Source organism: Nibrella saemangeumensis (assembly GCF_039541915.1).
Classification (GTDB): domain Bacteria; phylum Bacteroidota; class Bacteroidia; order Cytophagales; family Spirosomataceae; genus Nibrella; species Nibrella saemangeumensis.
The window spans coordinates 14,129-38,983 of record NZ_BAABHD010000065.1; the positions used below are offsets into that span (position 1 = coordinate 14,129).

The following is a 24,855-nucleotide window of genomic DNA, read 5'->3' on the forward strand; positions in this document are numbered from 1 at the left end:
GGCTGAGGGGTACATAGCGTCCAAATACCTAAAGATTTCGCAGAAAATCAATGAGCAGCCGTACACCATAGGCCGTTGCGTTCTTCTGTGAACCGTACTCCGTATCGGCAAAGGCCATCCCGGCAATGTCCAGGTGCGCCCATTTGGGGTGATTTTCGGTAAATACCTCCAGAAACTTGGCAGCACTGATGGAGCCGGCAATGGGCTTTCCGCTGAAGTTTTTCAGGTCGGCTACGTCCGACTTAATATCTTCTTTGTAGACATCCCAGAGCGGCATCCGCCACAGCCGTTCGCCGGTGCGGTCACCCGCCTGGATCAGCTTCGTGGCCAGTTCGTCGTCCTGGGTGAATAAACCGGCAGCATGATAGCCCAGGGCGGCAATGACGCTACCCGTCAGCGTAGCCAGGTCAATCAGGATTTCGGGCTGGTAGTTGCGGACCATATACCCCAGGCCATCGGCCAGAATAATACGGCCCTCAGCGTCGGTGTCAATTACTTCGATGGTTTTGCCCAGGTAGGAGCCAATCACATCGCCCGGTTTGGTTGCGCTGCCGTCGACCATATTTTCCGTAGCCGGGACAATGCCAATCAGGTGAACAGGCAGCTTGAGTTTGGCGGCCGCTTCGACGGTACCCAGCACGGCCGCAGCCCCGCCCATATCACTCTTCATCAGGTGCATATTAGCGGAGGGCTTTATTGAAATACCGCCCGTGTCGAACGTTACGCCCTTCCCAACCAGTCCCACCGTTTTCACAATACCCTTGCCGGCTGGTTTGTACTCGGCAACAATGAGCACAGGCGGCAGGTCACTGCCTTTGTTGACGCTCAGCAGGGCATCCAATCCCTGTTGCTCCAGTTCGTCCTGGTGCAGTACCGTTACCGAGTAGCCATGCTGCTCTCCCGATGCCATAGCCCATTCGCCCAGTAGTTCCGGGTTCATGTAGTTCGATGGCGCATTCATCAGGGTCATCATGTCGAGTTGGGTAGCGGCCAGGGCTTCGGCCCGGGTCACCAGTTCCTGAGCGTCATGCTGCTGCAAATCCCCAACCAGCAGACTTAACTGGCCCTCATCCGAGAAAAACGCCGACGTATCGGTTTTCTCCGTCTGATACAGCCGCAGATCATAGCCGCCCCCGCGAACACCCAGCACCACCGATTCCAGTACGTCAGCCCCAAAGCTGGTCAGGTCAATACCCACCTGCTGCGGCAACTTGCCCTTCTGTTTAAAAAATAACTCCCGGAACGCCCGCAGCCAGTCCATGGAACCGGGTGTTTTTCCCAGTCCCAGCAGGTAAGTCTTCCGGCCATCGGGATGGTAGAGGGGCAATACTTCTCTGGCTTCGGCTTTGAAGTCTGTGTTCAGGACAGAAGGCGGCACCCCCGTTTTTTCGCCTATAGCAACCAGCGTTTCGGCTAAGGCATCGGTTTGAACAACCGGGATAATAAGGGCGTCCGGGGTTACGGATTGGGCGGAAGCTATTTGTATATGCATGGATGTAGGGTAATGTTGTTAATAGAACAGCCATTCTACGGCTTTCGGGAATTCCCGGCTCCAGTGGGCTTCCTGGTGCGTGCCTTCCGGGTCAATAGACACGTGGAGATCGATGCTCAGGCCGCCATAGTGCTGCCGCAGCAGGGCATCATTAAAGCGCTGCAGGTTGGGCACCATGTACGACGATTCGGCTCCACCCCCATAGGCATACACTTTCATGGGTACCGGTGCGGCAAATTTAATGGCATCGAAGTAGATTTTAGGCGAAATCCAGAGCGCGGGCGAAAAGATCATCAGCCGTCCGAACACTTCCGGGAACATAATACCGGCATAGATGCTGATCAGGCCGCCCAGGGAACTGCCGCCCATACCCGTATGCCCGGCGTCGGGTATGGTACGGAAATGCGTATCGATAAACGGCTTCAGCGACTGCACAATAAATTCCAGATATTGCCGGCCCCGGCCTTGTCCGGCCCTTGTCCGGTGCAGGGTATAGTCCCGGATGCGTTCTTCGGCACCGTGGTCGATGGTTACGAGAATAACTTCGTGGCGATGCCGGGAGGCCAGTAGCGCCAATTTGTTATCTACCTCCCAGCAGCCGAACTCACTACCTTCCCCGCAGAGATTCTGCCCGTCGTGCAGGTACAATACCGGGTAATGCTTGTTGGTTGTCTGGTAGTCGTGCGGCAGCAGCACCTGTATCCGCCGGGTGGTATCCAGTTGCGGCAGGTGGAAATCGTCACTGATCAGTTCAATCTTCGGCAGAAAGGCCGGATTGAAGGTATGGCCGTACCAGCGCCAATGCGGGACAAAATCGCTTTGCGTACCCCGATGGAGTGTAAGTATCCGGTTGGGTACGCCTTCACCGGAAGCATCCAGTTCAACATGGTCCCAGCCGCCCCGGTTGTATTTATACTCGATGATGTCAGGTAATGGGTGGTCAGCAGGAAACTCGAGAACATAGCGGCCCGGCTCCATAGGTTGCATTTGCAACGGCTCCGCATGGGGATGCCAGTCGCAGAAATTACCGGAAACGAAAACCGGCCGGTGGTCAATCACCGGGGTTGTCAGTTCCAGACGAAGTAAATCAGACATGCAGGCGAACGTATATACGAGTTGGTTGACTAATGAAACCATCAAGTCCCCACCTTATGTTTTCGACAGGCTATACTTGTCGCTTGAAAGCCCTTTGCCGGCTACAAACGTAACCTTATTCAGCGGTCCCGGATTACCGGCTGCTGTTCGTAACTTTCTTATAGTAAAACCGGACGGTCCTATGAGTGTGTTACGAACGATAGTGGTAGCCGGCTTGTCCATGGCAGGAAGTCTGGCGCTGGCGCAGACAGGAAATGGCCTGAAAGGAGAATACTTCAACGGCCCCAACTTTGAACAGAAAGCCTACACCCGCACCGACCCGCAGGTCAGCTTCGACTGGAACTGGCGATACCCGGCACCGGGCGTGCAGCGAGAGTATTTCTCGGTGCGATGGACAGGAAAGCTCTACGCGCCCACAACGGGCAAATACCGGTTCAGCGCTACCGTGGATGATGGCGTCCGGGTCTGGGTAGGCGGCAAGCGGGTAATTGACGAGTGGCGCAAACAGGACGATACGCAGTTTGTTGGAGAGATCACGCTCCAGGCGAAGCACTACTACGACCTGAAAGTCGAATATTACAACGACTGGAAGGGAAGCATCATCTTTGTCTACTGGGAGACCCCTCAGGACCGTAAAGAGAATCTGTTCGGTTACACGAGCAAACCGTACAAAACCATTCCGACGCAATACCTCTTCAGCAAACCGGTTGCGGCCGGTCCCGTTACCGCCCAGCCGCAGGCAACCATTACGTCGGCTAAATCCTCAGCCAGAGCAGCAACGCTCGTCCCCACCGTGGTAACCGCCAAACCGGCAGCAAATCCGAAAGCGTTTCCACCTGCGAAAAAGCCAAATGTCACAACCTTGAAATCAACGGGCCGGGTAGCAGTGGCGACGCCCGTCGTGAAGGCTCCGGCCGTGTTCACGAATCTGGTAAAGGGCGAAGCGGTCATCCTCAAAAATGTGTTCTTTGAACAGAGCAAATATGTGCTGCTGCCAGAGTCTTCTACCGAGTTAAACAAACTGGTGCAGACGCTGAAAGATCAGCCATCACTCCGGATCGATATTGTAGGGCATACCGACAATATAGGGGACCCGCGCCTGAACCAGGCCCTCTCGGAGAACCGCGCCAAAGTCGTTGCCACCTACCTTATCCGCAACGGCATTACCTCCGACCGTCTGGAAACCAAAGGCTATGGTGGTACCCGGCCGATTGCCGACAATACCGTGGAAAGCGAACGGGCCAGGAACCGACGGGTAGAGTTTGTGGTGCGGTAACAGCCCTTACGCTCCTCTTTATCACGCTATCCAACCTTCTTTTTCACCCACACAACCGTTCATACCAAACCAAGGCAGGGTACGCATTGACCCCGTATATTCGGTAACGTTTCTATTCACACTCAAATTTGAAAAGTATGGTCAGGTGGCAACTGCTTTGGCTGGCGGCCTGTCTGGCGTTGACGTATGATGTCCAGGGCCAGCAGGCTGCGGTGAGCGGCCGGGGATTGCTCGGCGAGTATTACAGCGGCCGGCATTACGAGAAGAAAGTCTTCACCCGAATTGACCCGACAATTGATTTCGGCTGGTTTGATCAGCCGCCGGGACCCGGTATGCCTGCGTCCTATTTTTCGGTCCGCTGGACCGGGAAGTTATACGCACCCGCTTCGGGAAAGTATACTTTCACGGCAGAGGTAGACGACGGCATTCGACTGTGGGTTGGGGGAAAAATGGTGATTGACGACTGGGAGTTAAATGATTCCAAAACGTTTACCGGCAGCATCATCCTGACAGCGGGGCAGTATTACGACCTGCGCATCGATTATTTCAACGATATGCTGGAGGGAGAGATTAAAATATACTGGACAACTCCTGAAGACAATAGGCTAACAAGGTTGATGTCAGGCAAGCCGGGTTCTTTGATTCCGGCCAAATACCTGTTCCAGCCCAAGTTTGCGCCACCCAAACCGGCTGTTGCCCGGACTACTGATTCAGCACCCCCCGCTAAAACCACAACGCCGGGGCCATTACCGGCTAAAGTTGCAGGCCGTACCAGTCGTCCCAGCCTGCCCGCCCCGAAAGTGCAAGCCTCTCAACCGCCCAGAAAAACTGACTCGGTTACGGTAAAACCGGTTGCCCCGCCAGCCGTATCCGAAACCTTTGAGGGCCTGAAAGCCGGAGAAGCGGTGGTGCTGCGGAATGTCTTTTTTGAACAAAGCCAGTACCACCTGCTACCGGAGTCCTACACGGAACTGGATAAGCTGGTGAAGACCCTGAAGAAATACCCTGTCTACCAGATTGAGATCAGCGGCCATACCGACAATGTGGGCGACCCGCGCCTGAACCTGACGCTCTCGGAATACCGCGCCAAAGTAGTCGCCAATTACCTGAGCCGGCACGGTATTGATGCGAACCGCCTGGATGCGAAAGGATACGGCAGCACCCGCCCGGTCACCGACAATGCTACGGAAGACCAGCGGGCCAGAAATCGGCGGGTGGAATTTGTTGTCAAATGAGCATTTTTTCCTGTTCACTACCGGACAATAGTTTGTCCGTATTCGGACAGGTATTACCTGATTTTCAGTATTACCACCGGTGAAAAAGCAAATTTTAACTGGTGGCATAGGTATTGAGCAACATTCGTGAAACAGCTGTGTCTTTGAAAGAATGAGTGAAAGTGCGAACCCTTAATCATTCACTCTTTCGCTCATTCACTCATTCACCCTCTCACACCTTATCTCATGCTCCGTAATTACCTGAAAATTGCCTTCCGGAACCTGGTCAAGCACAAGTCCTTCAGCTTTATCAACATTGTGGGGGTAGCGATTGGTCTGGCGTGTTTCCTGCTGATCGCCTTATACGTACAGGATGAGCTGAGCTACGACCGCCATCATAAAAATGCTGACCGCATTTACCGGGTAGCCCGGACGTTTTTGTCTAAAGACGGGACCGAATCCCTTAAACTGGGTCATGCGGCTCCCCCCTTTGGCTCGCTTATCCGGCAGGACTTCCCGGAACTGGAGCAGGTCACCCGACTGTATGAATACAATGCGTTAATTCGCCACGGCGAACATTCGTTTAATGAAGAGAATATTTTTCTGGCTGAAGAGAACGTATTCAGGGTATTTACGTTCAACGTGCTTAGCGGTAATCCCGACAAAGCCCTGGTGAACCCGTTCTCCATCATGTTCTCCCGGCCGATGGCGGAGAAGTATTTCGGCAAAGAAAATCCTATAGGTAAGACCGTTCGCCTGGACAGTCAGTTTGACCTTACCGTGACGGGTGTTTTTGAAGCGCTGCCGGATCAGTCGCATTTCCACCCGAATTTTCTGGTTTCCTTTTCAACCCTTAACGACAATCGGATTTACGGAGCTGAAGGGCTGCGCAGCAACTGGGGCAATAACTCATTCTCTACCTTTATCCTGGCTCCGCCGAATTATGACATCAGCCGGCTGGAGAAAGCTTTTCCGGCGTTTCAGGACCGGCACATTCCGCCTTATCAGAACATCAAAGCCTCCTCGTATTCGATACTGAATTTGATGAAACTGACCGATATTCATCTGCATTCGCAGTTGGATTCGGAGATTGAGCCGAACGGGGATATTCAGTACGTGTACCTGTTCTCGGCGATTGGGCTTTTTATCCTGCTGATTGCCTGCATTAACTACATGAACCTGGCAACGGCGCGTTCGTCGTCGCGGGCGAAAGAGGTGGGAATGCGGAAGGTTGTCGGTGCGGTTCGCAACCAGTTGGTGGGGCAGTTTCTGAGCGAATCACTGCTGCTGGTCTCCATTGCGCTGGTAATCGCCATGCTATTAGTCCTTATTTTCCTGCCCTTCCTCAACGACTTTACCCAGAAGCAACTGACCATCGGCTCACTGGCCGACCCGATATTTTTGCTCACTCTGATTGCCATTACACTGGTAACCGGTTTGGTAGCAGGTAGTTATCCGGCCTTCTTCCTGACCTCCTTCCAGCCGATCAGTGTGCTGAAAGGGAAGGTAGCCTCTTCCATGCGCAATGGGCGGCTGAGGCAGACGCTGGTGGTTACCCAGTTTGCCATTGCGGTGGCACTCATCATCAGTACGGCGGTAGTGTACAATCAGATGAAGTACATCCAAAACTATAAACTTGGCTACCAGAAGGACCAAATTGTGCTGCTGCGCATGGGGGCTGATTCTGCCCGGGATTATGATGCCCTCAAACAGGAGTTTAAACGAAGCAGTGCCATCAATGATGTAGCCCGCTCGTCCCGTATTCCGTCCGGGCGGTTACTGGACTCCTGGGACGCTTACGTATCCAAAGGGGATACCATGGCTCCTACTGATATTGGTATCAAAGCGTTAACGATAGACTACGAGTTTATCCCGACGTACCAGATTGAGATGGCGGCCGGACGCAACTTCTCCCGCGAATTTCCTACCGATGACTCAACGGCCTTCATTCTGAATGAAACCGCCGTACGAATGCTCGGCTGGAAAGACCCGAATGACGCCATAGGCAAACAGTTTGGCTACGGCCGGGACCGCGGGCAGATTATCGGTGTGACCAAAGATTACCATTTTGAGTCACTACACCAGACGGTAGCGCCTATTGTGATGTTCCTCGACCCGCAGCGGCTATTCTGGGCATCGATTCACGTAGCCGGTAAGAACCTGCCGAACGCGCTGGCTCATATCGAATCCATCTGGAAGAAAAACTACCCCGAGCGTCCGTTCGCTTACGAGTTTCTCGACCAGCGGTTTGGCCAGTTGTACGCTCGTGAGCAGACGCAGCAGACCCTGTTCGGTATCTTCGCCGGTATCGCCATCTTCATCTCCTGCCTGGGTCTGTTTGGTCTCTCCATGTTCATGGCCGAGCAGCGGACCAAGGAAATTGGTGTACGGAAAGTGCTGGGAGCCTCAATGGTTGATATTGTCGCTCTGTTCTCGAAGGATTTCCTGAAGCTGGTCCTGGTTGCCATTGTCATAGCCTCGCCCATTGCCTGGTATGCCATGGATAAATGGATGCAGGACTTTGCCTATCAGTCAGGTATTCCCTGGTGGGTATTTGTCCTGGCTGGGGTGCTGGCAGTAGCAATTGCTCTCTTTACCATCAGCTTCCAAAGCATAAAAGCAGCCTTGATGAACCCGGTGAAGAGTTTAAGGACTGAGTAAGTAGTGGGCAGTAAGCAGTTGACAGACTTGAGTGAGCACCTTCCGGCTCTATTTTCTGCCTACTGCCAACCGCCCACTGCCGACTGAGAACTGCCTACTGCAACCTGTAAAACTATGCTACGCAACTACCTCACCATTGCGGTTCGCAACCTCTTCAAAAACAAAGTATTCAGCGCGATTAATATCGTAGGGCTGGCTTTGGGTCTGGCCTGTAGCCTGCTTATTTTTCTTTGGATTCAGGATGAACGGAGCATCGACCGGTTTCACGCCAACGGCGACCGTTTGTTCCGGGTGATGGAGCAGCAGCAGTATTCAGGGCAGATTGAGGTAACAAACTCTACACCAGGTCTGCTGGCCGAGAGCCTGAAAAAAGAAGTGCCGGAGGTCGATAAGGCTGCGGAAATCACCTGGGAGGTTCCTATGCTGCTGACCGCCGGAAGTGTGTCTGGCCGGGCTACAGGGCGGTTTGCTACGCCGGAGTTTTTTGAGGTATTCAGCTTTCCACTGCTTTATGGCGATGCTACCTCCGTTCTGAGCGAACCCGGTAAGCTGGTTATCTCCGAAAGTCTGGCCAGAAAATACTTTGGCAACGAAAACCCCGTAGGCCGGGTGCTGCGTATCGACAATGTAGTCGATGTGCTGGTTAGCGGGGTCTTCACCGATATTCCGGAGAAGTCGTCGCTGACGTTTGATTTCCTGGTGCCGTACCAGCATTTTCTCCAGAAGAACGAATGGGCAAAAGAATGGGGCAACAACGCTCCGTTGACGTTTGTCCGGTTACAGCCCGAAGCGTCGGCGGAGAAAGTTGACGCCAAGATTGCCAATTTCGTAAAGGCCAAAGACAAGAACTCAAACGTAACGCTGTTCCTGCAGAACTACGGAGACTCTTATCTGTATTCGAACTTTACCAACGGACAGCAGGACGGTGGCCGGATTGACTATGTCAGGCTGTTTACCGTTGTCGCCATTGTCATTCTGCTGATTGCGTGCGTCAATTTTATGAACCTGGCTACGGCCCGGTCGGCAAAGCGGGCTAAAGAAGTCGGTATCCGGAAAGTGGTAGGGGCGGGCAGGTACACTTTGGCCGGACAATTCCTGGGTGAAGCTTTCCTGATTACCTTATTGGCATTTGTTCTGACGCTTATCGTGGTATGGCTGTTTCTGCCAACATTCAATAATTTTACCCAAAAGCACATTTCGATTCAGTTTACTGACCCCCAATTTGTGCTCACACTCCTCAGTCTGGCCGTTCTGACCGGCTTGGTAGCGGGTAGTTATCCGGCCCTGTTTTTGTCGTCGCTGATGCCGCTCAGGGTATTAAAAGGTGGCGCATCGTCTGGTATTCTCAAATTTAAACAGGGGGCTACTTTGTTCCGGCAGGGACTGGTGGTGTTTCAGTTTACGGTCTCCGTTATTCTGATTGTCGGAACGGTGATCGTGTTTCAGCAGATGAAATACATCCGCACCAAAAACCTGGGCTTTACAAAAGAGAACCTGATCGTTCTACCGCTGGAAGCGGAGATGCACAAAAACGTGGAGGCTTACCGACAGGACGTTCTGGCTTCGCCGGCGATACGAGCCCTGACGCTGACCAGTCAGCCGCCAATGGAGGTATCTATTTCGACCGGCGGGGTAGAGTGGCCGGGCAAGCAGGCTGATGAACGCGTAGAGTTTCCGTTCATCCTGACCGACCACGATTTTGTAGCGGCCATGAGCATCAGCCTGAAAGAAGGGCGCAACTTCAACCGGTCGATGCCAACGGATAGCTCGGTGGTCCTTATCAACGAAGAAGCCGCCCGCCGGATGCGTTTACAAAATCCCGTTGGGCAAACGATTCGGTTCTGGAACCGGCCCCACCAGATTGTGGGTGTGCTCAAAGATTTTCATATTAATTCCTTACACGTAGCTATGCAGCCGCTCATCCTGCATCTGGCTCCGGGTGTTGGCAGCAATAACTATATTCTCGTCCGAACACAGCCGGGACAGACTCAGCAGGCGCTGGCGGTGCTCCAGGCGGCAAATAGGAAATACAATCCCGCGTATCCGTTTGAATACCATTTTCTGGATGAAACGTTTGAGCGGCAGTACCGGAGTGAACTGATTGTGGAGTCGCTGACCAACTATTTCGCGTTGCTGGCCATTGTCATCTCCTGTCTGGGGCTACTGGGTCTGACCATCTTTACGACAGAGCAGCGCACGAAAGAGGTAGGCGTTCGGAAAGTGCTGGGCGCCAGCGTCAGTAACCTGGTCTATCTGTTGTCGAAAGACTTTTTGAAGCTGGTCTTTATCGCCAACGGCATTGCCTTTCCGATAGCCTGGTGGATGATGAACAACTGGTTGAATGATTTTGCCTTTAAGGCTGACCTCAAAGCCTGGGTGTTTGTCGTCGCCGGTGGGGCAGCCCTGCTGATTGCCTTTCTGACCATCAGTTTTCAGGCTGTCAGAACGGCGTTGATGAACCCGGTAAATAGTTTGCAGTCGGAGTAACTACCGGCACCGGGGCAGGTCTGTTCAGGGCTTTCACAGGAGCCGGACAACTGTCCACAAACGGACAATTTATACGATTGACTTTGCGTATCTAATTGTTAATCAGTAGCCATTTTCTTTTGGCATATAATTCGCAATAAACAAAACACCCAAACTAACACAGCGATTCATCATGAAAACTTTACTAACACTGCTGCTGATGAGCGCAGGCCTGGCGGCAGTAGCGCAGCGGTCGTCCTTGCACCAGGAAATTAACGATGACGGGAAGTCTTTACGGATACGCGTTGATGCAGAGCAGAAAGGACGGGCCGAAGTCCATTACCAGCGGACGTTTGACGTGAAAGGCATGAGCAAGGAGGAAAAGGAAGCACTGGTCAGCCGGGTTATCGATTCCTTAGGTATTATGGAGACCAGGCACGATGTGGTCATCATCAAAAAGCACCGCGAAAACCGTGACACCGACTCTGGTTCGCGAACGGCCGCTAAGGCTTCTTCCAAAGATAAAGAGGATAAAGATTCAGACTGCGACGAAACCAAGTCGGTTACGAAGGTGAAAACGGCGCGTTCAACCACAACCGTTAACGACGGAACGGTTGCCTCTTCCTCCTCCGGCGTGGGCGGAATCACCAATAAGCCTTTCACTAAAACCATTGAAGAAGATCCCGGATCGGGCCGGCTGAAAATGCATTACGAATACACCAAGGACGGCGAGCAATTTATCTTCGAGCGGACCGTCAATGCGCAGGGTAAAACAGAAAAGGAAAAGCAGCGCCTGATTGAAGAGACGGAGAAGAGTCTGGGTCTGCCAGTGAAGAATATGTAATACTTAGGCCAGCACTACACTGAATCGTCGGACCGCCCTGCTGGCCCGTGCAACACCATTATGTTCAGAAACTACCTCAAAATCGCCCTCCGCAATTTTGCGAAACATAAGGTTTATTCAGTCATCAACCTCGGGGGCCTGACTATTGCCATTACCTGCTGTCTGCTGCTGGGGCTGTATGTACGGCACGAGTGGAGTTTTGACCACTTCCATATAAAAGCCGACCGGCTGTACCGGGCCTGGACGCAGGAGGAGTACAAGGGCGACCGGTTCAGTAATGTATCGACGCCGTATATTCTCGGACCGTCGCTCAAAGAAACGTATCCGGAGGTAGAAGCCATCAGCCGCGTACTGGTCATGGGCCTCAACGTCAAGAAGGGCGCGGACGTTATGAGCGAGCGCGTACACATGGCCGACCCGGATTTGTTCCGGATGTTCGACTTTCCGCTCATTCATACGTCCGGTGGCAATCCGTTGCAGGAGTTATCCTCTGTGGTTCTCACCGAGGATATTGCCCGTAAATACTTTGGAAGTGAGAATCCTGTCGGTAAGACCATTCAGATGCAGCTCGATAGCGTCATGCAGGCGTATACTGTGACGGCGGTTGCCAAAAACATCCCGACCAATTCAAGCATCCGCTTCGGTATAGTTGTTTCGATGGCGCATATCAAAGCGTTACGCTCTGATAAAACCCTAAAGAACTGGTTGAATATAGAGCCGGAGACGTTTGTACTCCTGCGGGAAGGAGCCGACCCGAATAAGCTGGCTGACAAGTATCCATCTCTGCTAAAAACGGCGCTGGGTGATTATTATACAGGAAACAACTATATCATCAACCTGCAGCCCGTTACCGATATTCACCTCAACAACGAACTGGCGGGCGGTAATGAACCGGTGAGCAATCCGGCCTATTCGTACATTCTGTCGGCCATTGCCTTGTTTCTGCTCGTGATTGCCTGCATTAATTTCATGGCCTTGTCGCTGGGCCGGTCGGTAAGCCGGGCACAGGAGGTGGGGGTTCGGAAAGCGATGGGGGCCCTGCGGAGCCAACTGATGAACCAGTTCTGGAGCGAAGCGCTGCTGATGACCATTCTGGCTGTTGTGCTTGGTTTAGTACTGGCAGTGGTCCTGCTCCCCTTATTTTCCCAACTGGCTAATCAGGAACTACAGTTCCGGTTCGACGGCACCACGCTGCTCTTTTTGCTGGGCCTGATTCTGGTGGTTGGGTTAGTGGCCGGTAGTTACCCGGCTCTGGTCTTGTCCGGTTTTCGTCCGGTGGAGGTCCTGAAAGGCAAGATTTCGTTGAAAGGGGATGTGAGCTGGTTCCGGCGCGGGCTGGTGGTCCTTCAATTCAGCCTTTCAGTGACGCTGATTGCCAGTACGGTGGTGCTGAACCAACAATTGAGCTACTTGCAGGATAAGTCGCTGGGTTATAATAAAGAGCAGATGGTGATTGTCCCGACTGGTATCAGTGGCTCGGAAGGGCGACAGTTGGTCGAGCGATACCGGAACGCCCTGACTAGTCAGAAAGACGTAGTTAGCGTAGGCGCTTCGGCCTTTGCCTTTGCCTCTGGCGACTGGGGCGAAGTGGGCTATACCGATGATAAGAAAGTGTACCGTAAGTTCCGGTTTAATGTCGTTGACCCATACTTTATTCCAACATACGGCGTCAAACTAGTAGCGGGTCGCAACTTCGACCCGGCAAACAGCGCTGATATCTTCGGGGCGCTTATCGTAAACCAGGCCTTTGTCAAACAATATGGCTGGAAAGACCCTCTTAACGAGCGACTGCCTGGCAAGTTTCACGACCATCGTGTCATCGGCGTCACCGAGGACTTCCACTATGCGTCGCTGCACTCAAAGGTAGAGCCTCTGGTGCTGCTTATCCGGCCCGATTCGCTGTACAGGCATATCGAGAACATCAACGTTTCGAGTTCGTCGGCACCCGATATTGCCATCCGGCTATCGGCAGGTAATCTTTCCAGGAAGGTAGCGCTACTGGAGCAAACCTGGAAACGGATAGCTCCTAACGAGCCGTTCAGTTTCTCGTTTGTCGACACGGATTTACAACGCCAGTACCAGGCTGAGCAGCGGCTGAGCCGTATTGTGACCATTGCGTCGGGCCTTTCTATCCTGATTGCCTGCCTGGGTTTGTTCGGCCTTGCTACACTGGCCGTAGCCCGCCGGACCAAGGAGATTGGCGTACGAAAAGTGCTGGGTGCTTCGGTGCCAGATATTGTGGGGCTGCTCTCTAAGGATTTTCTGAAACTGGTGCTGGTGGCCATTGTCATTGCTTCGCCGGTTGCCTGGTGGGCCATGAACCAATGGCTACAGGATTTTGCCTATCGCATTGATGTGCAATGGTGGGTATTCATCCTGGCCGGTATTACGGCCCTGCTCATCGCTTTCCTCACCGTAAGTTATCAGTCGGTAAAGGCGGCTCTGATGGACCCGGTGAAGAGTTTGAGAACTGAGTAACTATCTACATCTATCCATACACACACTATGCTTCGAAACTATTTCACTACTGCATTTCGGGCGCTGAAACGTAACTGGAGCTATAGCCTTATCAATGTCGTAGGGCTAACGTTTGGGCTGGCCTGTTGTCTGCTGCTTTTTCTGGTCATTCGCTACGAACTGAGTTTCGACCAGCACCATGCCAATGCCAGCCAACTCTACCGCATTGTCACGCACGTAAAAACGTCGGAAGGAGAAGGGTATAATTCGGGTATGCCGATGCCGGCGCTGGCAGCCCTGCGCAATGACTTTCCGGACATGAAGCAGGACCTGACCATGATTAGTGACCTGCGCGAGACGCTGGTAGCCGCCAACGACCCGCAGGCCATGGGTGGCCTGCGCCGGTTTGAGGAACCAAGAGGAAGTGTGGCCTTTGTGGAGCCGGAGTACTTCCGGTTGTTCAGCTATCAATGGGTACAGGGTAATCCCGCTACGGCTCTGGCGAATCCAAACACGGTAGTGCTGACGGAAGCAATGGCGCAGAAGTATTTTGGTACGGCCAACCCCATCGGCAAAATCATTAAAGTCCGGAACAAAATGGACTTTGTCGTGACCGGTCTGATAAAGAATCCGCCCGTTACGACAGACCTGCCCTTTGGTATCCTGCTTTCGTTTGCGTCGCTGAAAGAGTTTGGGGCCAATACCGGTTGGGACGATTGGCAATCAAATTCCAGTGGCGTACAGATTTACCTGAAGCAGACCGGAGACCCGGCGCAGCTGGAGCGTCAACTGGTTGCGTTTACCCGGAAATACATACCCGCCGAAGATGCCCAGCGGCAACGGTATGAATTACAGCCGCTGAGCGACTTACACTTCAATCCTGAGATTAGTACCTATAGCGGGCGCACGGTGAGCCGGCGGATGGTTTGGGCCATGGGATTAATTAGCCTGTTTTTGCTGATAACCGCCTGCATCAACTTTGTCAATCTGGCTACGGCGCAGGCTATCCGGCGGGCTAAGGAAGTAGGTGTCCGGAAAGTGCTGGGTAGCTCACGGATGCAACTGGTGCGGCAGTTTCTGGGCGAGACCGGCTTTCTGACGGGTATATCCATTGTACTGGCCCTGATCATTGCCTACATGACGGTGCCCTATCTGGCAGACTTGTTGGAAATCAGCCTGACGTTCTCTCTTTTTGCAAACCAGCAACTTGTCGGTTTTCTGCTTCTGCTGGGGATTTTAACGACCTTTCTGGCTGGGTTTTACCCGGCGCTGGTGCTGTCGGGCTATCAGCCGGTACAGGCGCTGAAAAGTAAAATACGCGTGGTGGGTACCGGTCAGCTGACACTTCGCCGGAGCCTGATTGTGCTGCAATTTGCGATTTCGCAGATGCTGATTATTGGAACCATTGTTGCCTATAACCAGATGGAGTACTTCCGGTCGGCAGATATTGGTTTCCGTAAAGAAGCGATTCTGACCGTACCTATTCCGGAGAAGAAGCCGGGGCAGTTAGAAGTTTTCCGCAACCAGTTAGCCGCCTTACCCGGTGTGGAATCAGTCAGTTTTGGCTTTTCGGTGCCCTCGGCGAATGGCAACTGGTGGACAAGTTTTCAGTTTGAGAATGCGGAAAAGCCCAGCGACTTCGGGGTGGTCATGCGTCCGGCCGATACGGCTTACATCAGCACGTACGGAATGAAACTGCTGGCAGGTCGTAATTTTCAGCCCGCCGACACCATGCGCGAGGCTGTCATTAACGAAACCCTGCTCCATAAACTGGGCATAAATGACCCGCATCAGGTTATCGGCAAATTGATTTCCGTGAGCGGGAATGCAAAAATGCCGATTGTGGGCGTAGTCCGGGATTTCAATACTTTCTCGCTCCACCGGAAAACCGATCCCTGCGTACTGACTCCTTACCGCAACGCGTATAACCTGGCCGGAATCAAATTTGCCGGACAGGGCGGCACCGCCGGCATTAGTCGACTGCTGGCTTCGGTTGAAAAAGAGTGGACGGCTGCTTTTCCCGACTTCCTGTTCAAATACGAGTTCCTGGACCAGACGCTGGCTAACTTTTACCAGGGTGAGGAGCGGATGTACTCCATCTTCCGACTGCTGGCCGGTATCGCCATTTTCATCGGCTGTTTAGGCTTATACGGGGTAGTAGCCCTCATGGCCGAATCGCGCACGAAGGAGGTGGGCATTCGGAAAGTGCTGGGAGCCACTACCGCCCATATCTTCGGCCTGTTCTCGGTCGACTTCCTGAAACTGGTGCTGATTGCGCTCGTCATTGCCTCACCCATTGCGTATTATGTCATGGATAAATGGCTGGCCGATTTCGACTATAAAATCAATATCGAATGGTGGATGTTTGCCCTGACCGGCTTACTGGCCACCGGCATCGCCCTGCTGACGGTCTCCTTCCAAAGCGTGAAGGCGGCTTTGATGAATCCGGTGAAGAGCCTGAGAGCCGAATAAGTAGGCAGTTCTCAGTAGGCAGTAAGCAGAAAACAGGCCACGTATTCTGCCTACTGCTTACTGCCTACTGAAGACTATAAAACTATGCTAAGGAATTACCTCAAAATCGCCTTTCGTACGCTGTGGAAGAACCGGCTGTTCACAGCTATCAATGTTCTTGGCCTTTCGGTAGGGCTGGCCTGCGTGGTGGTGCTGATTCTGTTTGCGCAGAAGTGCCTGACCTGGGACCAGTTTCATACCAATATCGACCGTATCTACTACGTCCAGACTGCGGCAAATGGCCAAGCCTATAATCAAACGGTTTACCCGATTCTGGACCAGATGCTAAAGGACTATCCGGAGATTGAGGCCGGTACGCACATCCAGACCTGGAGTAATCCCTGGATTAGCTACGGCGGTAAGAACCTGCAGGAGCGTACCATCTATGTCGAACCAGCTTTTTTTAAAGTTTTTAGCTTTGGTCTTAAATACGGTGACCGCACCACGGCACTGCGCGACAAACACTCCATTGTGCTTAGTGAAAAAGTGGCGGAGAACCTGTTTGGCAAGGCAAATCCAGTAGGTAAAACCGTAACGCTCAGCGATACGGCACAATACACGGTGACGGGTGTACTGGACAACATCCCCGCCAATTCATCCCAGCAGTTTGAGGTAGTCTTGTCTACGGCCACGCTGCTCGACATACCCAATTTTAAGGAGAACGCCGACTGGTACAACACCTTTGCTTCGGTTTTCCTGCTGCTCAAAAAAGATACGGACAAGGCCCGGCTGGAAGCCAAATTACCACAATTAGTCAAGGCCCATTTCACGTCCGAGGGGCAGAACCGCACGGTGCTGCTGAACGGCTACCGCGATTTTGTCCACGATAACAATCCATCCTTTTCAGGACTGATTTACGGCGCTATTACCATCGCCGTTTTTCTGCTCTTAATCATTAGCATCAACCTCGTAAACCTCAATATGGCTTCTGCGCTACCCAGAGCTAAAGAGGTAGCCATGCGGCAGGTAGTCGGCGCTACGCGCCGACTTGTGCTGGGCCAATTCTGGATAGAATCGGGATTGTTGGTGGCCACTTCGATGGTGTTGTCTATTCTGTTTGCTATTTACTACCTCATTCCCGGCTTCAATCAGTTACGCGACGGGCGCATGCAACTGGACATTTCCTGGGCCAGCGACTACCCGACCATTCTTACCGTGCTGGGTATTGCGGTGCTGGTGGCAGCCGTGGCGGGTACTTACCCGGCACTGTATCTGTTGAGGCTTAATACGACCGATGCGGTCAAAGGTAAAATTTCGGCTGACCCGCAGCAGGGACGTCTCCGCCAGAATGGTCTGATTGTAGTGCAGTTTGCTCTGGCCGTCATTTTTATTATAGGTACCATCGGTATGCGCCATCAGATTCAGTACATGAAGCAGGCTGACCTGGGCTATGACAAACAGAATGTACTGGTCTTTAAAACCGATTTGGCGTATAAAGATGAGCAATCAGCCATTTCGCAGGGGCAGGCTATTCTGAACGACCTGCGCCAGGATGCTTCGGTTGAAGCGTTTACGTCGTCGGAGGTAACACCGGTGCGGTACTGGAACAATTTCAACACCTACTACCCCGAGGGGAATCAAGCACAGCAGGTAAAATTCCGGCATGTGTCGGGCGCGGTTAATTATTTTGAGACCTATCGGATTCCGCTGCTGGAAGGACGCTCGTTTTCCGATGCAACGCCGGCCGATTCGGCCATGAATGCGGTTGTCATCAATGAGGCTGCGATGAAAGCGCTGGGGTGGACCACGGCCGTCGGTAAAAAGCTACGCCAGCAGAACAACGATGACGTGTATACCGTCATTGGCGTGACCAAAGATTTTCATTACCAGAATCTGAAAGAACATATCGAACCGCTGCTGCACTGGTATGGCGGCCGGCAGTCGCTCAGCAGCTTCCTCAGCGTTCGCCTGACCGACGAAGCGAAAGCCCCGGCTTTGATTCAGAAGCTGGAGGGCCAGTTCAAGAGAATTCCGGCCCGACGGGAGCTGAGCTACTTCTATTTCAGCGACGAAGTAGCCAAAGCCTACCGCCCCATCGATGACATCTGGCGCATGATTGGCTTTGTTACGATGGTGGCTATTCTTACAGCCTGCGCCGGTATCTTCGGACTTATTTCCCTGGTGACTAAACGACGTACGAAAGAGATTGGCGTTCGCAAGGTGTTAGGGGCCAGTGTCCTTAATATCACTACGCTGCTGACCAAAGATTTTCTGAGGCTGGTGTTGCTGGCTTTCCTCATTGGGTCACCCATTGCCTGGTGGATAGGCGAAAAGATGCTGAACTACTTTGCCTACCGCACCGAAACCCAGTGGTGGTTCTTTGCGATAGGTGGCCTGCTGGCTCTCGGTATTGCGCTACTAACCGTTTCGTTCCAAACAATACGAGCGGCTTTAATGAACCCGGTGAAGAGCCTGAGAACTGAGTAGGCGATTTTAGTGGGCAGTTCTCAGTAAGCAGTAAGCAGAAGCGGCCCCATCACGCTGCTCTTCAGTCTTGCCTACTGCAAACTGCCTACTGTAGACTTCAAAACAATGCTACGCAACTACCTCAAAATCGCTCTTCGCAGCCTGTTGAAGCATAAAGTTTTCTCAGTGGTAACCATTGTCGGATTGGCGGTGGGTATGGCGGTTTGTCTGCTGATTGTGCAGTATGTTCAGTTCGAGCAGAGTTATGACCGGCAGAGTCCACACGCCGACCAAATCTGGCGCGTATACGTGGAGAACTACAGCAACGGCACGCTGGATACCCGCGATGCCAATACCCACAGCGCCGTAGGCCCGACCTTAAAGGCCGAACTGCCTGAGGTGGTCGATTATACCCGCGTGTACAGCGCCAGGGAACTGACGGTTATCCGGAATAAAACGCCCTATGCCCAGAGCAAAGCCTACGCCGTGGACCCGTCATTTCTGCGACTGTTTCCGTACCGGGTGCTTCGTGGTAATGCTATGCAGGGGTTGAGTCAGCCGGGTAATATGGTTTTAACTGCGTCAGTAGCAAACAAGTATTTCGGCAATAGCAATCCGGTGGGGCAAACGCTGCAACTGGTGGGCGGCTGGTTTAGCGCTCCACATACGGTGGCCGCCGTGATTGAGGATGTGCCGCTCAATACACACTTCAAGTTTGACATGCTGCTGCCGTACCAAACGCTATATAGTCAGGGGCACAAAGACAATTGGGAAAACTACTGGGACTACAACTATATCCAGCTGCATCCCCAGGCCAATGCCGCCCTGGTTCAGGCTAAACTGACTGAGTTGAGCAAGCTGTATCTCAGCAAGAGCAATCTGGTGCTGAATATGCAGCCGCTGACCGATATTCACCTACGCTCAGACCTGACGTATGAGCACGAACCCAACGGCAGCGCCCGCATGGTGTACTTTCTGCTGCTGATTGCTGCGTTCATTCTCGGCATTGCCTGGATTAACTATAGCAACCTGACAACCGCCCGGGCGATGGAGAGGGCCAAAGAAGTCGGGCTGCGCAAAGCCATCGGTGCCAACCGCTGGCAAATGATGGGACAGTTTTTGGGAGAAGCCGTCGCAGTCAATCTCCTGGCTATTGGCCTCGCCATCCTCCTGATGCAACTCGCCGGCCCCGCCTTTAACCAGTTAACCTATAAACCACTGAACCAATCAACTAACCTCCCGGCACTGGCGGGGCTATTTGTCATCAGCGTACTGGGTTCAGGTTTTTATCCAGCCGTGGTGTTGTCGGGCTACGAGCCGATGAGTATGCTGCGCGGGTCTATTGGTCGTTTCGGCAAAGGATTGGTGCTGCGCAAGTCGCTGGTGGTCTTTCAACTGGTGTGTACGGTGGTTATGCTGGCGGCAACGGTTACGATATACCGGCAGATTGATTTCCTGCAACACCATGACCTCGGCGTGTCTATCGACCAGATGCTGGTGCTGAAAGCGCCCCGCTTCGACTACAACCAGGATTCGGTATACCGAAACAAATACGAAGTGTTCAAGGCTGAAGTGGCTAAGCTGCCGCATGTGCAGCGTATAGCGGCCTCGTCGGTTGTACCGGGCGAAGGCATCAATGCCATCGGCGGCACCAGCGATGGCGTATTCTGGAAGAAACGCATCACCAATAATAAGCAGACGTTCTATTTTGTCAACGTCGACGAGCCGTTCATGCGAACCTACGGTGTCCGGCAACTGGCTGGACGAGGCCTGGAAGCCGACCAGCCTCAATGGCGTAATCAATACCTCATTAACCGGTCCGCGTTGAAAGCGATGGGTTTTCCGTCGCCCGAAGCCGCCGTTGGCGAAGCCATGGTATTTGGCGGGGAAGGAGCCAGCCGGGGCAATGACATGCGCATCATCGGTGTCATCGACGATTTTCATATTGAGTCGCTGAAGCTGCCAACCCGCCCGACCCTCTATATGTGCCCACCCGCCACCCGAATGGCCTACTTTTCGGTAAAGCTTGGCACGCAGCAACTTCCCGGCACAATAGAACGGCTGAATCAACTCTGGAAGCAACTTTACCCCGACAGCCCCTTTGAATACTTCTTTCTGGACCAGAGGTTTGATGAGCAATACCGGGCCGAACGCCAATTCCAGAGCATCTTTACCGTCTTCACCGGACTGGCTATTCTGGTGGCTTGTCTGGGGCTGTTTGGGCTGGCCACCTTCACCGCCGAGCAGCGCACCAAGGAAATTGGCGTTCGAAAAGTATTAGGTGCCTCTGTACCGAGCCTCGTCTCGATGCTCAATAAAGACTTCCTGAACCCCGTACTCATGGCCATCCTCATCGCTACACCTATCGCCTGGTACGCCATGGACCAATGGCTCCAAAACTTCACCTACCGCATCAACCTCGACTGGTGGATATTTGCCCTGGCGGGTCTGCTGGCGGTGGTGATTGCCCTATTTACGGTCTCCTTCCAAAGCGTGAGGGCGGCTTTGATGAATCCGGTCAAGAGTTTGCGGTCGGAGTAATGCCTTATTTAGTTGACAAGTAAATGGCTACAAGTTCATGTGGCATTGATTTTGGCACTTCTAACTCTACCCTGGCTGTTGACCAGGGTGGGCAAATCCGCCTGGTTCCCCTGGAAGAAGAGCACCTGACTATCCCTTCCGCTATTTTCTTCCAGCAAAGTAATAACCAGGCCTTCTTTGGCCGCTCTGCCGTGACCCATTTTGTGGAGCGGCAGCCGGGCCGATTCATTCGCAGTTTGAAACGGGTGCTGGGCACATCCCTGATGAAGCAGGGAACGCAGGTTAATGGCACCATCATGACTTTTGGCACCATTATTACTGACTTTCTTAAGCACCTCAAGCGCCAGGCCGAGACGCTCACCGGACATCCCCTGGAACAGGTCGTGATGGGCAGACCGGTTCACTTTGTGGATCATAATCCAAAAGGAGATACTGAAGCCCAAACCGAACTAAAACAGATTGCGCTTCGGAGCGGCTTTACAAACATTGAGTTCCAGTATGAACCCATTGCCGCAGCCTTTGCCCATGAAGTGCACATCAGCGGGGAGAAACTCGCTTTAGTGGCCGATCTGGGTGGCGGTACCTCCGACTTCAGTATTATCCGACTCTCGAAACGGTATGCGACCAAACCCGATCGATCCTCGGATATTCTGGCCAGTACTGGTATTCGCCTGGGGGGCAATGATCTGGATAAAGCGCTCAGTCTGGCCGCCATCATGCCGGAGCTGGGTTACCACAGTACCTACGGGGCCAAACACCTGGAGGTGCCCCTCAAACCCTATCAGGATTTGGCCGAATGGAGTAAGGTGAACTTTCTGTATACGCCTAAACTGATCATGCAGTGCCGGCAGCTATTGCATGAGGCCCACGACAAGCCTCGCTTTAGTCGCCTGCTGCGGGTACTTGAGCAGGAAACCGGACACCTGCTGTTAGCTGCCGCCGAGGAAGCCAAGATTGCCTTCTCCGACCAGGCGCAGTATATGACCTCGCTTGATTTTGTGGAGCCAGACTTCTGTCTGCCCATTAATCGGGTGCTGTTCGAGGAGGTGATTGCCCCGGAGGTGGACCAGATTATCGATTGCGCCCGGGCCTGCATGCAAGCCGCTGGTGTGGGGCCAGGGGCCATAGAGCTGGTTATACTCACCGGAGGCTCGACGGAAGTGCAGGCCATTCAGGAGGCCTTTAGAGCGCTTCTTCCCCAGGCAATTCTAGCCGATCAAAATAAACTCTCCAGTGTGGGGCTGGGGCTAGGCTATGCCAGCCGGTATACGTTTGGTCCAGGAACAGACTAACCTACGGTTCAAGATTGTTAAGGTTGCTTTACCGTTTCGTACCGGCCGCCGGCGCGGGGCACCGGCCCAGAACCGTGTCCTGATTTAAGGCTCCTGTCGAGGAACAGCATTATTGTTGGATATAGCCTTATTTTTTGATACGGAGGTGTACTGATCTGAGCATTAGTTTAAGTCAGTACAGTTGAGTAGCTTACTGGTATGAAAACTTCAATCCTTGCATTCGCCGGCCTCTTGTTTATGATGAACAAAATTGATTCCGGCGACCTTGCTTGGATGAGGTGATCCAGCTTTGGGTTAGTTTTGCCGAATACGCGGTTCCCCGGCGAGTGTTGCCTCAGCGAGACCTGGCCGAGATGTACCCTTTGCCACGCCAAAAACCATTTTTACCATCCCACCAACAGGTTATTCAATGTTAAAAAGTAACTTTGGCCTAATTTGCGACTGTAAATTGAATGAGTAAAGAGAAGCAACTGGAAGAAAGCTTAATCAAGCAGCTCACGGAGCTTAAATATATCTACCGGCCTGATATTGTCGATAGGAAAACGCTTGAGCAAAACTTCAAAGCCAAATTTGAGGTGCTTAACCGGGTTCGGCTTTCTGAAAACGAGTTTTTACGCCTACGTGAAGAGATTATTAATCCCGATGTTTTTGCTGCGTCAAAACTGCTGCGTGAACGAAACTACTTTCAACGTGAGGACGGTACGCCACTTCATTACACACTAGTCAATAATAAAGACTGGTGCAAAAATGACTTTGAAGTTATCAGTCAGTTACGCATCAATACAGAAAATAGCCATCAACGATACGATATAATTTTGCTAATCAACGGTTTGCCGATTGTGCAAATTGAATTGAAAAATATTGGCATCACGGCTCGTAAGGCTATGGAGCAAATCGTTGATTATAAAAATGAGCCGGGCAATGGATACGGGAATTCGCTGCTTTGCTACATGCAGTTGTTTATCGTGAGTAATAGTGGAAGAACACTCTATTTCGCAAATAATAAAAATCAACACTTTGCTTTTAATGCTGACGAACAATTTTTGCCAGTTTATGAATTAGCTGATATTGACAACAAAAAGATTAATAACCTTCATGAATTCACCCAAAAATTTCTGACCAAGTGTACCCTTGGCGAAATGATCAGCAAATACATGGTGCTGGTAGAAAGTGAGCAGCGATTACTCGTGATGCGGCCTTACCAAATTTATGCGGTAAAAGCTATTGTTGATTGCATTCGTCAGAACCGGGGCAACGGCTATGTTTGGCACACGACCGGGAGTGGTAAAACGCTGACTTCATTCAAAGCGTCTACGCTGCTAAAGGATAATCCCGAGATTGAAAAATGTTTGTTTGTCGTTGACCGGAAAGACCTTGACCGACAAACTCGTGAGGAGTTTAATAAATTTCAGGAAGGTAGCGTAGAAGAGAATACCAACACCGAAACGCTAGTAAGGCGCTTATTATCTACCGATTATGCCGATAAGGTTATTGTTACCACCATTCAAAAATTAGGGTTAGCATTAGATGGAACGTATAGTAAAAACTACAAAGAACGATTAGAGCCGTTGCGCAACAAGCGGATGGTTTTCATTTTTGACGAATGTCATCGTTCGCAGTTTGGCGATAACCACAAAGCCATTAGAGAGTTCTTTCCGAATGCGCAGTTATTTGGCTTTACCGGTACGCCAATTTTTGACGTAAACGCTACCTACAGCATAAGAGAAGGTGATCAGGCTTTTAATAAAACTACGGAGGATATTTTTCAAAAGCGGTTACACGCGTACACTATTACCCACGCCATTGATGACAAAAATGTCCTGCGCTTTCATATTGATTATTTTAAAGGACAAGGCACGCAGAATGCAAAGCCCGGCGAGCCTATTACTCAACAGGCTGTCGTAGAAGCTATTATAAATAAACACAATGCGGCCACTAACTCAAGGCGCTTCAATGCAATTTTGGCGACGGCCTCTATCAACAACGCAATCGAGTATTATCAGCTATTCAAAAGCATTCAGGATAAAAAGAAAGCGGCAGATGAACAGTACGTTCCCTTAAATATAGCTTGTGTATTTTCTCCGCCTGCTCAACTCATTGCGAAAGACGGCGACCAGCAAAGCCAAAAAAATGCGGCAGATATAAAACAACTACAGGAAGATTTAACGCAGGAGAAAGAAGATAACCAACAAAATCCTGAAGAAAAGAAAAAAGCGCTGACCCAGATTATTGCCGATTACAATAGTCAATATGGTACAAACCATTCTATCAATGAGTTTGATTTGTACTACCAGGATATACAACTGCGTATTAAAAACCAGAAATACAGCAACCAGGACTATCCTCACAAAAACAAAATTGACATTACCATTGTGGTCGATATGTTGCTGACCGGTTTTGATTCTAAATACCTGAATACGCTATATGTCGATAAAAACCTGAAGTACCACGGCTTGATACAGGCATTTTCCCGGACCAACCGGGTGCTGAACGACACTAAGAACGTGTTTAAAAATGGAGCGCTGGGGTTAGAAAAAGCGGAAATCAGCCTATCTTGAGGGTTAATCCGACCAAAGATGTACCCCTCCGACTTGACTGAT

General features: G+C 51.9%; 12 protein-coding genes and 1 pseudogene. 11 read left to right on the forward strand and 2 right to left on the reverse strand.

Features of this window, described 5'->3' with window-relative positions:
• Positions 1–28: 28 nt before the first annotated feature.
• Both ABD949_RS18880 and ABD949_RS18885 read right to left on the reverse strand, forming a co-directional pair.
• On the reverse strand, positions 29–1,492 hold the full coding sequence (locus ABD949_RS18880; protein ID WP_345245843.1) for a leucyl aminopeptidase family protein: 1,464 nt from the start codon (positions 1,490–1,492) through the stop codon (positions 29–31).
• Positions 1,493–1,510: 18 nt separating this feature from the next.
• Positions 1,511–2,587 carry an alpha/beta hydrolase gene (locus ABD949_RS18885; RefSeq protein WP_345245845.1) on the reverse strand — a complete coding sequence of 359 codons (1,077 nt, stop codon included), beginning with the start codon at positions 2,585–2,587 and terminating at the stop codon, positions 1,511–1,513.
• A gap of 181 nt (positions 2,588–2,768) precedes the next feature.
• On the opposite strand from ABD949_RS18885, the gene ABD949_RS18890 reads away from it, so the two are divergent.
• The 11 genes and pseudogenes from ABD949_RS18890 to ABD949_RS18940 all read left to right on the forward strand — a co-directional run.
• Entirely contained in the window at positions 2,769–3,863 is a 1,095-nt protein-coding gene (locus ABD949_RS18890) for a PA14 domain-containing protein (protein ID WP_345245847.1), read from the forward strand.
• 137 nt (positions 3,864–4,000) lie between these two features.
• Positions 4,001–5,098, forward strand: coding sequence for an OmpA family protein (locus ABD949_RS18895; RefSeq protein ID WP_345245849.1), 1,098 nt, complete (start codon positions 4,001–4,003; stop codon positions 5,096–5,098).
• A gap of 225 nt (positions 5,099–5,323) precedes the next feature.
• Positions 5,324–7,738: an ABC transporter permease gene (locus tag ABD949_RS18900; protein WP_345245851.1), complete on the forward strand. Its 2,415-nt coding sequence runs from the start codon at positions 5,324–5,326 to the stop codon at positions 7,736–7,738.
• 114 nt (positions 7,739–7,852) lie between these two features.
• A complete protein-coding gene (locus ABD949_RS18905) occupies positions 7,853–10,225 on the forward strand; it encodes an ABC transporter permease (RefSeq protein ID WP_345245853.1) in 2,373 nt (790 codons plus the stop codon).
• Between the two features lie 172 nt (positions 10,226–10,397).
• Positions 10,398–11,048, forward strand: a complete 651-nt coding sequence (locus ABD949_RS18910; protein ID WP_345245856.1) for a hypothetical protein — start codon at positions 10,398–10,400, stop codon at positions 11,046–11,048.
• 60 nt (positions 11,049–11,108) lie between these two features.
• Positions 11,109–13,526: an ABC transporter permease gene (locus ABD949_RS18915; RefSeq protein WP_345245858.1), complete on the forward strand. Its 2,418-nt coding sequence runs from the start codon at positions 11,109–11,111 to the stop codon at positions 13,524–13,526.
• A gap of 27 nt (positions 13,527–13,553) precedes the next feature.
• Positions 13,554–15,977, forward strand: a complete 2,424-nt coding sequence (locus ABD949_RS18920; RefSeq protein ID WP_345245860.1) for an ABC transporter permease — start codon at positions 13,554–13,556, stop codon at positions 15,975–15,977.
• 84 nt (positions 15,978–16,061) lie between these two features.
• On the forward strand, positions 16,062–18,443 hold the full coding sequence (locus tag ABD949_RS18925; RefSeq protein ID WP_345245862.1) for an ABC transporter permease: 2,382 nt from the start codon (positions 16,062–16,064) through the stop codon (positions 18,441–18,443).
• A gap of 105 nt (positions 18,444–18,548) precedes the next feature.
• Entirely contained in the window at positions 18,549–20,963 is a 2,415-nt protein-coding gene (locus ABD949_RS18930; protein WP_345245864.1) for an ABC transporter permease, read from the forward strand.
• Between the two features lie 23 nt (positions 20,964–20,986).
• Complete coding sequence (locus ABD949_RS18935) at positions 20,987–22,255, forward strand: Hsp70 family protein (RefSeq protein ID WP_345245866.1); 1,269 nt, start codon at positions 20,987–20,989, stop codon at positions 22,253–22,255.
• A 452-nt stretch (positions 22,256–22,707) separates the two neighbouring features.
• Positions 22,708–24,756: pseudogene (locus ABD949_RS18940) on the forward strand (type I restriction endonuclease subunit R); the annotation flags it as partial.
• Positions 24,757–24,855: the final 99 nt, after the last annotated feature.

Excerpts from the sequence above, each read along its gene's own strand:
- ABD949_RS18880 (WP_345245843.1), bottom strand. The coding sequence starts at position 1,492 with ATGCATATACAAATAGCTTCCGCCCAATCCGTAACCCCGGACGCCCTT.
- ABD949_RS18885 (WP_345245845.1), bottom strand. The coding sequence starts at position 2,587 with ATGTCTGATTTACTTCGTCTGGAACTGACAACCCCGGTGATTGACCAC.
- ABD949_RS18890 (WP_345245847.1), top strand. The coding sequence starts at position 2,769 with ATGAGTGTGTTACGAACGATAGTGGTAGCCGGCTTGTCCATGGCAGGA.
- ABD949_RS18895 (WP_345245849.1), top strand. The coding sequence starts at position 4,001 with ATGGTCAGGTGGCAACTGCTTTGGCTGGCGGCCTGTCTGGCGTTGACG.
- ABD949_RS18900 (WP_345245851.1), top strand. The coding sequence starts at position 5,324 with ATGCTCCGTAATTACCTGAAAATTGCCTTCCGGAACCTGGTCAAGCAC.
- ABD949_RS18905 (WP_345245853.1), top strand. The coding sequence starts at position 7,853 with ATGCTACGCAACTACCTCACCATTGCGGTTCGCAACCTCTTCAAAAAC.
- ABD949_RS18910 (WP_345245856.1), top strand. The coding sequence starts at position 10,398 with ATGAAAACTTTACTAACACTGCTGCTGATGAGCGCAGGCCTGGCGGCA.
- ABD949_RS18915 (WP_345245858.1), top strand. The coding sequence starts at position 11,109 with ATGTTCAGAAACTACCTCAAAATCGCCCTCCGCAATTTTGCGAAACAT.
- ABD949_RS18920 (WP_345245860.1), top strand. The coding sequence starts at position 13,554 with ATGCTTCGAAACTATTTCACTACTGCATTTCGGGCGCTGAAACGTAAC.
- ABD949_RS18925 (WP_345245862.1), top strand. The coding sequence starts at position 16,062 with ATGCTAAGGAATTACCTCAAAATCGCCTTTCGTACGCTGTGGAAGAAC.
- ABD949_RS18930 (WP_345245864.1), top strand. The coding sequence starts at position 18,549 with ATGCTACGCAACTACCTCAAAATCGCTCTTCGCAGCCTGTTGAAGCAT.
- ABD949_RS18935 (WP_345245866.1), top strand. The coding sequence starts at position 20,987 with ATGGCTACAAGTTCATGTGGCATTGATTTTGGCACTTCTAACTCTACC.